Below are 12283 nucleotides of genomic sequence, written 5' to 3' on the forward strand. Positions count from 1 at the left end.
AATTTTTTCTTGTCATTTCTACTTCTAAGTATTAAAAATACAGGGGTCAGATTACTGAATATATGCCCAGGTGGTGAAATTGGTATACACGCTAGACTTAGGATCTAGTGCCTTTGGCGTGGAGGTTCAAGTCCTCTTCTGGGCACCATTTAAAAAAGCTCTTCTTCGGAAGAGCTTTTTTTTTGCCTTTTTTCTTTTAAATAGGGAATACTTTCCCCATGAAAATAATAAATAATCCTTATATAATAAAAAGATGAAAATATTTAAAGAAGACGGTTTCTCAATAGTTCAAGTCATGATCGCAGCAGGCATGATGGGTATAGTTTCACTTGGTATGATGAAAATGATGGAAAATCAGAGGAAGTCTACTAAGTCGATGAAAACTTCTATGGAAGTAGACTCATTTTATAATGAAGCAAAAACCTATTTCTCTAAAGATGGTTATTGTTCAAAGAACTTTGAAGGTGAAGTACTCAAAAGTGGTGATAAGTTCGAAATTATGGAACTTATTAAACCTAACGGTAAGACTCTGTACAAAGTTGGAGAAATTTATGGGAATAGAACTTTTAAGATCTCCAAAATCGATATTATTGACTTTGAAAAAGAAACAGATACTAGCGGAATAATGAAGCTTCAGTTCTCATTAACTAAAATGGGAGACTCGTATGGAGCAAAATCCTATAAGAGAATTTTAAAATTAGACACATCGCTAGATGAAAATAAGAAAGTTGTTAATTGCGCAACATTTGGCAGTTTAATTTCAGGAATTGCCGGTGGAAATTTAGAAGGTACGGAAAAAGTTGAGAATGTAGAGCAAGCAATTAAGGATATTCAAGCAGGAAAGTCTACGGAAGCTACCAAGAAAGTTGAAAAAACAATTGAGAGTAACCAACAGTTAAAAAATCTTCAAAACACAATTGACTCACTGAGAAAAGCTAATGAACTCATGGAGCAGAATCTCAACGAGTAAATTTAGCCTTGTTAAGGTTAATATTCCATTGTAGTTTTAAAAATAAACTGTAATCGATGGAAGCATATGAATTCGAAAAAAATTAGTCTTACTGGGATCAAGCCAACTGGGATGCCACATCTTGGAAACTACTTAGGCGCGATTAAGCCTGCATTAGAAATGGCCAACTCTGGACAATATGAAGCTTACTACTTTATAGCTGATTATCATTCTTTGACTTCTGTTCACAAAGCTCAGGAACTTAACGACTATATTTACGAAGTTGCCGCGTGCTGGCTAGCTTTAGGATTAGATCCTTCAAATGTAACTCTATATAAACAAAGTGATATCCCAGAGATCATGGAACTTAATTGGATTCTATCCTGCTTTAGCGCTAAAGGACTTATGAATAGGGCGCATGCTTATAAGGCCTTGTCGGCTGAAAATGAGTCAAAAGGTAGGGACACTGATCATGGAATTAATATGGGTCTCTATACATACCCAATATTAATGTCTAGTGACATTCTTTTCTTAAAGTCTGATTTTGTTCCTGTTGGAGCGGATCAGCTTCAGCATATTGAGATCGCAAGAGATTTAGCAAATGCTTTTAACCATGTTTATGGAGAAGTTTTTACTCTTCCTCAAGCAAAGGTTCAAGAAGGCGAGCTTGTGCCAGGTCTGGATGGACGAAAAATGAGTAAGAGTTACGATAATCATATTCCACTATTTCTAACTGAAAAAAAATTAAGAAAGATGATTAACAAAATCACTACAGATTCAAGTGAACCAAGTGAACCTAAAGATCCAGAGAACTCTTTGATTTTCGATTTTTATAAACTCTTTGCAACTGAGCAGCAAATTAAAGACTTATCAGACTGGTATAAGAGAGGAATTGGTTGGGGAGAAGCAAAGCTAGAGCTTTTCAATGTAATTAATGAAGAGCTTAAAGGTCCACGTGAAAAGTATAATGAATTAATGGCAGACAGGAAATTAATTGATGAAATCTTAGAGCAAGGAGCTGCTAAAGTTAGACCAAGAGCAAGTGAGTTTTTAAAAGAAGTAAAAAAAGCAATTGGTGTAATTTAAATAAGATGAAGAATATACCATTAAAAAAACTCGAAGATACATCTGTCTTCAGAAAAATAGCAATGGGAACTTGGAAGACAGCAAAGGACCCTTCTGTTTACGGAATTCTAGAAATAGATGTTACAGATACCCTGTTAAATTTAGAAGAGTATAGTAAGCTTCATGATATTAAAATTTCTCCAAGTCATTTAGTTGGAAAGGCCCTCGCATATTGTATGAAGCGACGACCTGAAATCAATGGAATGATAAGAGGAAGAAGAATCTGGCTAAGAGAGTCTGTAACTTTATTTTATCAGGTAAATATCCCTGGAGATGGAGCGGATAAAGTTTCAAAAGCAACGCTGTCTGGTTGTACAGTGGAAGACGCACAGGAAAAAACACTCAAGCAAATAGCACAAACTTTAAAAGAAAAAGCAGAACTTGTACGTAAGTTTAAAGATAAGGATATAGCAAAAAACTTAAATACTTTTAAGTATATTCCTTGGTGGTTTTCTCACATCTATCTAAATATTGCCTCATTCTTATTATATGGATTAAATTTGAATCTTTCATTTCTTGGCTTGCCACGAGATCCCTTTGGTTCTGTGATGATTACGAATGTTGGCAGTTTCGGAATAGATTTGGCCTTTGCACCTCTTTGTCCATATACGAGAGTTCCTCTGCTACTTTCGGTAGGAGCTGTTAGTGATAAAGTTTTAGCTGTAAATGGACAGCCTAAAATAAGAAAAGTTCTTCCTATAGGCGTTACCTTTGATCATAGATTGATTGATGGTGTACACGCATCTCAAATGGCCAAAGACTTTAAAGACTGCTTTGCAAGATCGAAAGAGCTTCTATTTAATTAATAATATTGTAAGTTGCTGTATTTATGAATTATCGCCACGTCTAAAATATGTAATTTTTTGGACTTATGTTATCATTTATTTAAATATCCTTAAAAGAGATGATAATGATAGAGAAGTTCTGCATACTACCATTTGTTCAATTAGAAATTCAGCCAAATGGAAATATATTTGTATGTTGTCATTCGAATACTCCTGAGATCCTAGGAAATCTTCATGAAGAAAACTTAGAAGAAATTTGGAATGGGCCTAAAGTTAAGGCCTTTCAAGATAAATTCTTATCAGGTAAGTATGATCAAATTTCACACTGTAAGGATTGCTTCTATTATGAACAACATAATATGGAATCTTGGAGAACCAAAGAGAATAAAAACTGGGCTAAATACTTAGAGGAAATAAATAGTGGCAAGGAAGTAAAATTAAAATTTCCTAAAAGCTTATCCATTAGAATATCCAATTTATGCAATTTTTCATGTCGCTCTTGTAAACCTTCTACTAGTACAGCTTGGTTTGCAGATGCAAAATTTTTAAACCCAAAAGGTAATTATAAAAAGCTAAATTGTACTCCCGCAGATAATCCTCTTTCAAAACAATTGGCGCCATATTGGTCGGAAATTGAACACTTATATTTTGCTGGAGGAGAACCATTATTAGAGAAAGATCACTATTTAATTATTGATGAGGTGATTAAATATAATAAATCAATCATGATAAATTATGATACGAATTTTAGTATTTTAGAATTTGGAAAATGGAATGTTTTAGATCAGTGGAATCAGTTAGAGAGTGTTGTTGTGTCTGGAAGCATTGATGGATTTGGACCTGTGGGTGAGTACATAAGAAAAGGACTTGATTGGCCTCTCTATATAAAGAATTGGAATCGAATAAAGAATGAATGTCCTAATGTACGTTTAAAATCTAATTTTACTTTATCGATATATAATATGTTTCATGTCTTAGACTTTATTGAGGAAATGCAAAGAATAGAGCTTTTTAATGGTCTTAATGAGCATGACTTCGAGATATCTCTGGTTGAAGAACCAAGCTGGATGTCACTACAGGCGCTTCCTTTAGAAGTTAAAAAAGAAGTGGAGTTTCGCTATAAAAATTTTATGAAAAATAATAGCTTTGGAAGAATCAATCAAGATCTTCAAAGTGCGCTGAATTATATGATGGCAGAAGATAAATCTCATCAATTAGGAGCTCTAAAAGGTTTTACAAAGAAATTAGACTTGCTAAGGTCAGAAGATTTTAATGAGCTATTTCGTGAAGAATCTCAAATATTATTTGGAAGTATATGACAAAGATATGTCCTCTACCCTGGCTGCATTTTAGTTGTAACGCTGATAGTTCATTGCGATTGTGTTGTAATGCAACAGGGGATAGAGATGTCATAGACAATAATGGCGATCCAGTTCTTCTCACAAGTAATCTCTCTTGGAAGAAAGTTTCAAATTACAATTTTTACAAGGACATTAGATCTAAGATGTTAAAGGGAGTCGTCCCTGAGCAGTGTAAGAATTGTTATAAACTTGATAATCATGGCGGTAAGTCTCCATTATCAATTTATGAAAAGCAATTTAAAGAGAGTATGTCTTCTCTATTAGACAGAACTCTCGAAAGTGGTGAGATTCTTTCTCCAAGTGATACTCCAGAGTATTGTGATTTAACTTATACCAATAGTTGCAATCTAAAGTGTCGAATGTGTACTCCTGAGTTATCAGCACCACTTCATAAAGAATGGAAGAGTTTGAATATAGATTTTAATGAAGATTTTTATGAAAATGCTAAAAACATATGGGACTTGAAATTACTAAAGTCTCTAGACTTTATTGAAAATACTTCTGTGCTTTTTATTCAAGGTGGAGAGCCTCTAATTAATAAAGATATATTTAACTACTTACAAGAGTTAATTGAGAAGAATAAGGCCTCTAAGATATACTTAAAGATCACAACTAATTTAACGATATTAAGTAATGATTGGATAAAAGTTCTATGTCAATTTAAAGGAGTTGCCTTTCATGTTTCTATTGAAGGAACTTCTGAATTAAATAATTATATCCGCTTTCCTTCTAAGCTAAATCAAATTGAAGAAAATATTGAAAAATTAATAAAACTGAAAAGAGTATATCCATTTTTTGTAAATATTCATACGGTTTTTCAGTTTATGAATATTCATAATATAGAATCATTTCTAAAGTACTTACAGAAGTGGAAAGGTCAATTGCCCATTATTCCTACGATGGGATATCTCAATGTGCCAGAATTCTATAATCCAAAGCATTTAGAGGAAGCTAAGAAAAATATGATCTTATCATCTTTAAGAAACTTTCTTAATGATAATAAAATTCTATATACTCAAGAAAGTGGAGAAGTTACGAAAGAGAACTTTGAAAACCTATTGGGCTGCATTGAACTTGCAAGTGAGAAGGGATGTCGTGAAATGGAAAAAAAGGCCCTTTACTATATTGAAGAACTTGATAAATTACGAGATCAATCATTTGTGAAGGTTTCTAATGGAAGGTAAATTCTTATGCCCTTTTCCGTGGATGCAAATTAGTACTGAGCCAGAAGGTTCAGTAAGGGCCTGTTGCTATGGAGACTCTGGGAAAACTCTAGGGCTCGATGTTAATTCGACATTTAAAATAAGTGACGCACAATTATTAGAAAAAAAAATAAATCACCCTGAGCTTGTGAAGCTAAGGAAATCGATGTTAAGTGGAGAGATTCCAAATTTTTGTAATGGGTGTAAAAGAAGAGAGGATGTTGGGGAGAATTCTCCTAGAAGAATTTTTTTGGATCATTATGAAAAGGAGTTTGAGATCCTCCTCGGCAAGACGAATTTGAACAGTGGGGAATTAGCAGTAGACGATATCTCTTTACTTGAATTAACACTAGGGAATACCTGTAATTTGAAGTGTAGGTCATGTTCTCCATATTTTAGTTCAACTCTTGAAAAAGAGTTTGAGCAGTTGGGGATAGATTTTTCAAAAGAAAATGTTCAGGAGATTCAGGCCTTTTGGAAGCAAGGTAAGTTAATCGATTCTCTTATTCTACTTTCTAGAGAAGTTCGTGAGTTAAAGTTTTTAGGTGGAGAACCATTAGTTACTCCAATACATAATCAACTTCTCTCTATACTTATTGAAAAGAATCTGTCTTCTAATATGTCTCTAACTTATAATACAAATTTAACCCTTATAAGCGATGATATTCTTTCTAAGTGGTCAAAGTTTAAGAGTATTAAGCTTGATATCTCTATTGACGGTGTAGGAGAGCTAAATGAATATCTACGCTTTCCTATGAAGTGGGAGAAGTTTGAAAAGAATTTAGAAAAAATTTTCAATGAAAAAGATGATTTAAATATTGAAGTGAGCTTCAATACAGTTTTCCAAGCTTACAATATACCTTTTATTATAGATCTTTTGGAATACTTGAAGCCTCTTTCAAAAAAGTGTCCAATTGTTCCGTACTTTATATATCTCGATTATCCTTACTACTTGAAGGGAGATGTCTTGAAAGTAAGTGTTTTGGAAGAGATAAAACAGAGATTAAGTCTGTATTATTCAAACAATGAAGAATTTTATAAAAATACCTTGTACGGAGAAAAGAATCTCTCTAATTTTTCACTTCTTTTTTCACTATTAGACTTATCGATTTTAGAAAATAGAACCGAAAACTATTTTGACTTTATAATGTTTACCAAGAAATTGGATAAATTAAGAAAACAAAATTATTTTCGATTCTTAAAGTGATTACTCACAAGTTTCCGTGTAAAGGTTTAGTTTCTTGTTAATTGATTTGCAGACTTTTTCCAATATTTCTGTTTTTTCATAATCTTCTAACTCTCTTTTTCCCGATGAGTTACATGGCATATTACGAACTAAGAAAGTTGCATAATTTATAATTAACCCTGAAGTCGCTATAACTGCCGCACTTATCTTGGTAATCGCTGGCTCAGGCGCCCAAGTACAAAGGGCCGTAACAGTTCCAAGTGTTAAAGTGCCCGCAGATAGAGCTGTAATTAAAGCATCTTTGGTCTCGCATTTCATGTTACTTTTTAATTGAAATTGCTTAAGTATCAAGGTGTCTTCCATTCCTGAAAAACAAAAATCTTCGCTAGCGAAACTAAGTTGTGAATAACTAAACAGAATAAAAAGTCCTATAATCATTTTCATTATCTCTCCCATGTTGATTATCATGTAGAGATAAAAGCAAATTATATGCCAAGAATTTGTTTCTTTTTTGGAACACTATTTGTGATAAGGGTGTCCAGTATGAATGGTTTGTGCCCTGTAAAGTTGCTCGACAATGAGAAGTCTTGCTAATTTGTGTGGATAAGTCATTGGAGATAAGGAGAGCCTTTCTTTAGCAAGTTCTAATACTTTTTGGCCATGTCCACTTGCGCCCCCAATAATAAGAACGATTTTCTCTGAACGCGTTTCGATTAATGAATAGAGCCACTTAGAAAAATCGACGCTATTTCTTAATTTACCATTTTCTGCCATGAGGATAGGGTAGCTCGGTGCTAGATCGTTGAGTTTTTTTAGAACTTCATTGGCCTCAAGTTCTAAGTTTTCACGCATGGACTTCAGCTCATGTATTTTAAGCTTTGGTCCAGTAATTCTTTTTAGATATTGTTCTTCAAGAGACTCAAGGTTCTTATCCTTATATTTTCCAATAACGATAAGATGAATATCTTTCATTAGAAATAGCTTTTTCCAGTAGCATCATCAGATTTCTCTTCATCATCTGAAGAGAAATAGTAAGAGTTTGGAATTTCTACTTCTTTCGCATTTTCCCACAAGTTATCTAGATCATATACATTTCTAGAAATGTCCAAGAAAACGTGAACGATAATATCTCCAAAATCTAGAAGAATCCAGTCATCACCTTTTTTAGAACCTTCTCTTGAGATAACTTCATAACCATGAGCTTTTAGTTGTTTTGAAATCTCATCGGCCATTGATTGGGCCATCGTTGGGTTAGTTGCAGAGCCTAATACGAAGAAGTCAGTTAGTGAGCTTGATTTAGTTACATCTAGAACCTTAAGGTTAATACCCTTGAAATTACCTAGTATCCAAGCAGCAGACATTGCTAGATTTAGAGGAAACTCTAAATTCTTATCTTCAAATATTTTGTTTATCTCTAATGTTATAAAATCAGTACTCATCTTCTATGCCTCGTAGTCTTCAAAAGTTTTTAACATCAATGATTTTAAAAGACCAACATTCTTTCCCGATACAGTAGAGACTGGGAGGACTTTTCTATCAATTTGAGTTTCAAAGAAATTTACGTATTTTTCAATTTCTTCATCGGTCATTGCATCGATCTTAGTTAAGCAAACTAATTCTTTTTTAGTTAAAAGATCTTCATTATATTTTCTTAATTCTTCCCTTATGACAACATACTGCTCAAAAGCTTCAAATTCATCTAGGCACCATGAAACATCAACCAGGTGTACAAATGCCTTAGTTCTCTCTAGGTGTTTTAGAAATTTAATTCCTAGTCCTTTTCCCTCTGATGCATCTTCAATAAGTCCTGGAATGTCGGCCACTACAAAAGAGTTATTCTCTCCCATTTTTACAACGCCTAGATTTGGTTCTAAGGTTGTGAAGGCATAGTCTGCAATCTTTGGTCTGGCTGCAGAGATTGCTGAAATCATTGTTGATTTACCGGCATTTGGGAGACCTATGAGAGCAATATCAGCAATGAGCTTGAGTTCAAGCTCTATTTCCATTTCTATACCAGGTTTTCCTGGAGTAAAGTTCTTTGGTGCTTGATTGGTAGAAGATTTGTAGTGAATATTTCCAATACCACCTCTTCCTCCTTCAGCTAGAAGAACTTTCTGATCATGTTCAGTTAAATCTGCGATTATCTCGCCTGTCTCAAGGTTTCTAATAATGGTTCCTACTGGAACATCTAGAATGAGATCTTCTGCATAACTTCCATGCATTTGCTTATTTCTACCGTCACCACCGTGGTCGGCCTTAAAAACTTTCTTAGATCTGTAGTCGACGAGCGTGTTAATACCATTGTTTGCTCTAAAGTAAACGCTTCCCCCATCTCCTCCGTCACCTCCATCAGGGCCACCGAGTGGGTAAAACTTCTCACGACGGAAACTGGAGTTACCTGAACCACCATTTCCACTAATTATCGTGATAATTACTTCGTCTATAAACCGCATTTTATTCCTTATAATAAAAAGGGAATCCCTAAGGATTCCCTTTTAATATGATTGAAAGAATTTTTCAATTAACCCTGTACAACTGATACGATTTTCTTTTTCTTGTTGTAGTAAGAAAATTTAACAGAACCTTCTGTTACCGCGAAAAGCGTACAGTCTTTACCTTCTTTTACACCTGGACCAGCATGAAACTTGTTTCCTGCTTGTCTGATGATGATGTTTCCAGAAACTACTCTTTCTCCACCAAATTTCTTAACCCCGTACATATTTGGGTTAGAATCACGTCCGTTACTTGTCGAACCACCGGCTTTTTTGTGTGCCATGACTTATTCTCCTAATTATAACTTATTTTAAAAATTTCTTTGCAGCTTTTGAATCAGTATCAATTTTTGTAACGTTTCCGTTTCCATCATTGATTTCTGTAATTAAAAGTGCTGTAAATTGCTGACGGTGACCCATCTTCTTTTGGTACATACCTGGCTTTCTTTTAAAAGCGATTACCTTTTTAGATTTGTCGTGCTTAATTACTTTTGCAGTAACTTTTGCTCCGCTTACAGTTGGAAGACCAACTACTGGTGTTTCACCACCGATAAAAAGAACTTTCTCTAATTCTACAGTTGAACCTGCTTCGTTAGTAAGTTTTTCAACATCAAGAATGTCTCCAGCTTGAACTTTATACTGGTGTCCTGAAATCTCAACAACTCCGTACATTAAATACTCCTAGTTTTCGACAAATTCAGGGGTTCTCTCAGGTCATCTGGAAAATCTTGTTACCCTAAACTTGGTCTCTTCTATTACGAACTAGAAGATTTATATATTTTTGGGCCTTATGTCAAGGAATATAGGGGAATTTGAAGCCTTTTAAGCTCTTCTAAATGTTAAAAATTTAAGCCAAAAATGGCCCTGCCGATAAGTAGTTAGCAAAGTTAACGGACGGGGGCGTCATGGAAAATGAATCAGTGAGAAAATTTACATACTTTCAGTACTTTAAGGGCATGGGCTTACCTGTCTATATTAAAGTAAATTTATCAAGTTTTAGCTCAGAGTTAGTAGATTTTTTAAAGTCCTTAAAATTTGATGAAATGGGCTCATCTGAGGTTGATGATCTCATTGAGTCATTTGATACGGACAAATTTGCTAAATTACTTACTCTAGAGGAAGCAACTCCTGGCATAATGCGCCAAATTGGCGATTATTCAGAGTCTGATCGCTTTGGAGCCGAAAGCATCTATCCTAAAGAGAATTATTCAGTTTATAGATTTAAAGGACTGGCCCTAATGCTCTACGGTCATTCTTTTAAAGAATGGCAAATGGGATGTTCAGATGGTTTTGGTTCTGAGAGATTTCATTTGAATTCTAAAATTATTATTCAACGCTATTTATCGTGGGCCCTTGCTCCTTTAGGAATTCTTGGCGTTTGGGGGGTTCCGGTTGAAGAGGGAATGGTTACGATGAAACCAAGGAGATCTGAGGGTGAAGTTGTGTTCATTGATATCTTTAAGAGATGGATTTATACCCAAGATGGTCACAAAAAACTTAAAAGCAATTTTAAATTCTTAAAGTTAGACTCTAGCCTGAAAGACAGATCTATAAAAATGAAAACAGATCATCTTATTCCAATGCTCACTGAGCATTGCACATATTTTGGATATGGTGGATTGTCAGTAGCAACTAGACAGATGATTCAAAATGTATCTCGTAATTATGAAGGATATATTTATCCTGTAGAAAGTTTCCAGCCTAGAACTGATTTAAGTCTCTAATTAGCCAACTTTAATTATTTTACTCAATTACTCCTCAGTGTTAGAATTATTTTCTAACACTTTGGAGCTAAGATGAATCCTTTAAATATTGATCCTATAATTTTCTCAATTGGTCCTGTCGCAGTAAGATGGTATGGCATGATGTATGTAATTGGCTTTGTCATCGCTAATATTTTATTAAAGGTTTTGGTACGTAGGGGCTTCTTTAAAATTCAAGAAGAGAAGATAGATTCAATGATAACGACAATGCTTATCTGCATGTTTCTAGGTGCTAGATTTGCTTATGTCTTTATATACAACTGGGACTACTACTCCCAAAATTTAACAGAACTCTTACATGTATGGCAGGGAGGACTTAGTTTTCACGGGGCCCTTGCTGGTCTGTTATTTGGAGGTTGGTACTTTGGGAAAAAGAATGGAGTATCGTGGGCCCAGGTAATGGATGCCACCGCCCTCGCGGGAACTCCTGGCTTATTTTTTGGTCGGATAGGTAATTTCATAAATGGTGAGCTCTATGGACGGGTGACTGATTCATCTTTTGGAATGGTATTTAATGGAGGAGGTCCTTACCCAAGACATCCTTCACAGTTATATGAAGGTTTTGCCGAAGGTTTATTACTCACATTGATTCTTTGGTTTATTATGACAAAAGTTAAAAGGCACGGTGTAATCGCATGTTCGTTTATTATAGGTTACGGATTTTTCAGATACTTTATTGAGTTTTTTAGAGAGGCCGATGCTCAACTTGGATATTATTTTGGAGAGACGACTACGATGGGACAAATCCTTTGTATCATAATGATTATTTCAGGATTTGTGGCAATGTTTTTGAACTCTAAAAGAAATGATCCTATTTAGGGAATTTTCCAATAAATTGATCACTGAACTTTTGCAGTAGGGGGACGTAGTCTCCCTTTTTTTCACTTATCTTCATGTAGGAAACATAATTTGGAAAACATGTAACAGTACATGCTCCGCTATAAATTATTCTCATTCCTTGTACATTTTCCCATATATAAACAGCATCGTTTTCTTGACGATGGTATTTTGTTTGTTTGCCGAATTTATTAATTAGAGATTGATGAAATAAATCGTGTAGAAAGTAAGTTGGAAATCTAGCATAAAAATCTAAAACAATATTCTTTTTCACTTGAATATAAACAGGAAAATTATAACGAGCATGAGTGATCATAAATCGTATAATCTTTATATCACCAGCATCTTCAATTAGCTCACCTTTACCTAGAGTTTTCTCTATCGAAGCGAGAGTATTATTCGGAGTAAAAGGCTCAAGTTTTTGAAGAGAGAAGTCGTAGTTTGGAGCTTCTATTTTTGCAAATGTGCTGTTTACAATACTGCCTGTTGCGGTAAGAATAATAGCTGTTAAAATTAATCTTATAATATTTATTTTTTTCAATTTGGCCTCTAGTAGAAAATCATTGGATTACCAAGGCTTAAC

General features: G+C 34.4%; 14 protein-coding genes, 1 tRNA gene and 1 pseudogene. 9 read left to right on the plus strand and 7 right to left on the minus strand.

The window, feature by feature from the left end; all coding sequences use genetic code 11:
• Positions 1-64 precede the first annotated feature (64 nt).
• The 7 genes from DPQ89_RS08640 (at position 65) to DPQ89_RS08670 (ending at position 6629) form a co-directional block, all read left to right on the plus strand.
• A tRNA-Leu gene (locus tag DPQ89_RS08640) sits at positions 65-148 on the plus strand.
• 105 nt (positions 149-253) lie between these two features.
• Positions 254-970 (plus strand): hypothetical protein, encoded by a 717-nt coding sequence (locus DPQ89_RS08645; RefSeq protein ID WP_127716537.1) that lies wholly within the window; start codon positions 254-256, stop codon positions 968-970.
• 66 nt (positions 971-1036) lie between these two features.
• Positions 1037-2035, plus strand: coding sequence for a tryptophan--tRNA ligase (locus DPQ89_RS08650; RefSeq protein WP_127716538.1), 999 nt, complete (start codon positions 1037-1039; stop codon positions 2033-2035).
• Positions 2036-2040: 5 nt separating this feature from the next.
• Complete coding sequence (locus tag DPQ89_RS08655; protein WP_127716539.1) at positions 2041-2880, plus strand: 2-oxo acid dehydrogenase subunit E2; 840 nt, start codon at positions 2041-2043, stop codon at positions 2878-2880.
• 104 nt (positions 2881-2984) lie between these two features.
• Positions 2985-4178 carry a twitch domain-containing radical SAM protein gene (locus DPQ89_RS08660; protein ID WP_164848323.1) on the plus strand — a complete coding sequence of 398 codons (1194 nt, stop codon included), beginning with the start codon at positions 2985-2987 and terminating at the stop codon, positions 4176-4178.
• Positions 4175-5404: a twitch domain-containing radical SAM protein gene (locus DPQ89_RS08665; RefSeq protein ID WP_127716541.1), complete on the plus strand. Its 1230-nt coding sequence runs from the start codon at positions 4175-4177 to the stop codon at positions 5402-5404. Before DPQ89_RS08660 ends, DPQ89_RS08665 begins: the two co-directional genes overlap by 4 nt.
• Entirely contained in the window at positions 5394-6629 is a 1236-nt protein-coding gene (locus DPQ89_RS08670; protein WP_127716542.1) for a twitch domain-containing radical SAM protein, read from the plus strand. The genes DPQ89_RS08665 and DPQ89_RS08670 overlap by 11 nt, the downstream gene beginning before the upstream one ends.
• Here DPQ89_RS08670 and DPQ89_RS08675 read toward each other — a convergent pair whose 3' ends face one another.
• The 6 genes and pseudogenes from DPQ89_RS08675 to rplU all read right to left on the minus strand — a co-directional run.
• Positions 6630-7052 (minus strand): hypothetical protein, encoded by a 423-nt coding sequence (locus DPQ89_RS08675; RefSeq protein ID WP_127716543.1) that lies wholly within the window; start codon positions 7050-7052, stop codon positions 6630-6632.
• Between the two features lie 75 nt (positions 7053-7127).
• A complete protein-coding gene (locus DPQ89_RS08680; protein WP_127716544.1) occupies positions 7128-7580 on the minus strand; it encodes a 23S rRNA (pseudouridine(1915)-N(3))-methyltransferase RlmH in 453 nt (150 codons plus the stop codon).
• Entirely contained in the window at positions 7580-8047 is a 468-nt protein-coding gene (rsfS, locus tag DPQ89_RS08685) for a ribosome silencing factor (RefSeq protein WP_127716545.1), read from the minus strand. The genes DPQ89_RS08680 and rsfS overlap by 1 nt, the downstream gene beginning before the upstream one ends.
• A gap of 3 nt (positions 8048-8050) precedes the next feature.
• Positions 8051-9061 carry a GTPase ObgE gene (obgE, locus tag DPQ89_RS08690; RefSeq protein ID WP_127716546.1) on the minus strand — a complete coding sequence of 337 codons (1011 nt, stop codon included), beginning with the start codon at positions 9059-9061 and terminating at the stop codon, positions 8051-8053.
• A gap of 68 nt (positions 9062-9129) precedes the next feature.
• A complete protein-coding gene (gene rpmA / locus DPQ89_RS08695; RefSeq protein WP_127716547.1) occupies positions 9130-9384 on the minus strand; it encodes a 50S ribosomal protein L27 in 255 nt (84 codons plus the stop codon).
• Positions 9385-9472: 88 nt separating this feature from the next.
• Positions 9473-9772, minus strand: a pseudogene (gene rplU / locus DPQ89_RS08700) (50S ribosomal protein L21); the annotation flags it as partial.
• 233 nt (positions 9773-10005) lie between these two features.
• Between rplU and DPQ89_RS08705 the strand changes: the two are divergent.
• On the plus strand, positions 10006-10824 hold the full coding sequence (locus DPQ89_RS08705) for a hypothetical protein (RefSeq protein WP_127716549.1): 819 nt from the start codon (positions 10006-10008) through the stop codon (positions 10822-10824).
• A gap of 72 nt (positions 10825-10896) precedes the next feature.
• Positions 10897-11682 carry a prolipoprotein diacylglyceryl transferase gene (lgt, locus tag DPQ89_RS08710; protein ID WP_127716550.1) on the plus strand — a complete coding sequence of 262 codons (786 nt, stop codon included), beginning with the start codon at positions 10897-10899 and terminating at the stop codon, positions 11680-11682.
• Here lgt and DPQ89_RS08715 read toward each other — a convergent pair.
• Positions 11675-12241, minus strand: a complete 567-nt coding sequence (locus DPQ89_RS08715; RefSeq protein ID WP_127716551.1) for a hypothetical protein — start codon at positions 12239-12241, stop codon at positions 11675-11677. The two genes, lgt and DPQ89_RS08715, sit on opposite strands and share 8 nt — an antisense overlap.
• Positions 12242-12283: the final 42 nt, after the last annotated feature.

It is taken from the genome of Halobacteriovorax sp. HLS (assembly GCF_004006665.1).
Taxonomy (GTDB): Bacteria; Bdellovibrionota; Bacteriovoracia; order Bacteriovoracales; family Bacteriovoracaceae; genus Halobacteriovorax.

What these genes read in the sequence shown, in the direction of transcription:
- DPQ89_RS08665 (WP_127716541.1), top strand. Translation starts at nt 4,175, where the DNA reads ATGACAAAGATATGTCCTCTACCCTGGCTGCATTTTAGTTGTAACGCT.
- DPQ89_RS08655 (WP_127716539.1), top strand. Translation starts at nt 2,041, where the DNA reads ATGAAGAATATACCATTAAAAAAACTCGAAGATACATCTGTCTTCAGA.
- rsfS (WP_127716545.1), bottom strand. Translation starts at nt 8,047, where the DNA reads ATGAGTACTGATTTTATAACATTAGAGATAAACAAAATATTTGAAGAT.
- DPQ89_RS08675 (WP_127716543.1), bottom strand. Translation starts at nt 7,052, where the DNA reads ATGAAAATGATTATAGGACTTTTTATTCTGTTTAGTTATTCACAACTT.
- rpmA (WP_127716547.1), bottom strand. Translation starts at nt 9,384, where the DNA reads ATGGCACACAAAAAAGCCGGTGGTTCGACAAGTAACGGACGTGATTCT.
- DPQ89_RS08670 (WP_127716542.1), top strand. Translation starts at nt 5,394, where the DNA reads ATGGAAGGTAAATTCTTATGCCCTTTTCCGTGGATGCAAATTAGTACT.
- obgE (WP_127716546.1), bottom strand. Translation starts at nt 9,061, where the DNA reads ATGCGGTTTATAGACGAAGTAATTATCACGATAATTAGTGGAAATGGT.
- DPQ89_RS08680 (WP_127716544.1), bottom strand. Translation starts at nt 7,580, where the DNA reads ATGAAAGATATTCATCTTATCGTTATTGGAAAATATAAGGATAAGAAC.
- DPQ89_RS08645 (WP_127716537.1), top strand. Translation starts at nt 254, where the DNA reads ATGAAAATATTTAAAGAAGACGGTTTCTCAATAGTTCAAGTCATGATC.
- lgt (WP_127716550.1), top strand. Translation starts at nt 10,897, where the DNA reads ATGAATCCTTTAAATATTGATCCTATAATTTTCTCAATTGGTCCTGTC.
- DPQ89_RS08660 (WP_164848323.1), top strand. Translation starts at nt 2,985, where the DNA reads ATGATAGAGAAGTTCTGCATACTACCATTTGTTCAATTAGAAATTCAG.
- DPQ89_RS08650 (WP_127716538.1), top strand. Translation starts at nt 1,037, where the DNA reads ATGAATTCGAAAAAAATTAGTCTTACTGGGATCAAGCCAACTGGGATG.
- DPQ89_RS08705 (WP_127716549.1), top strand. Translation starts at nt 10,006, where the DNA reads ATGGAAAATGAATCAGTGAGAAAATTTACATACTTTCAGTACTTTAAG.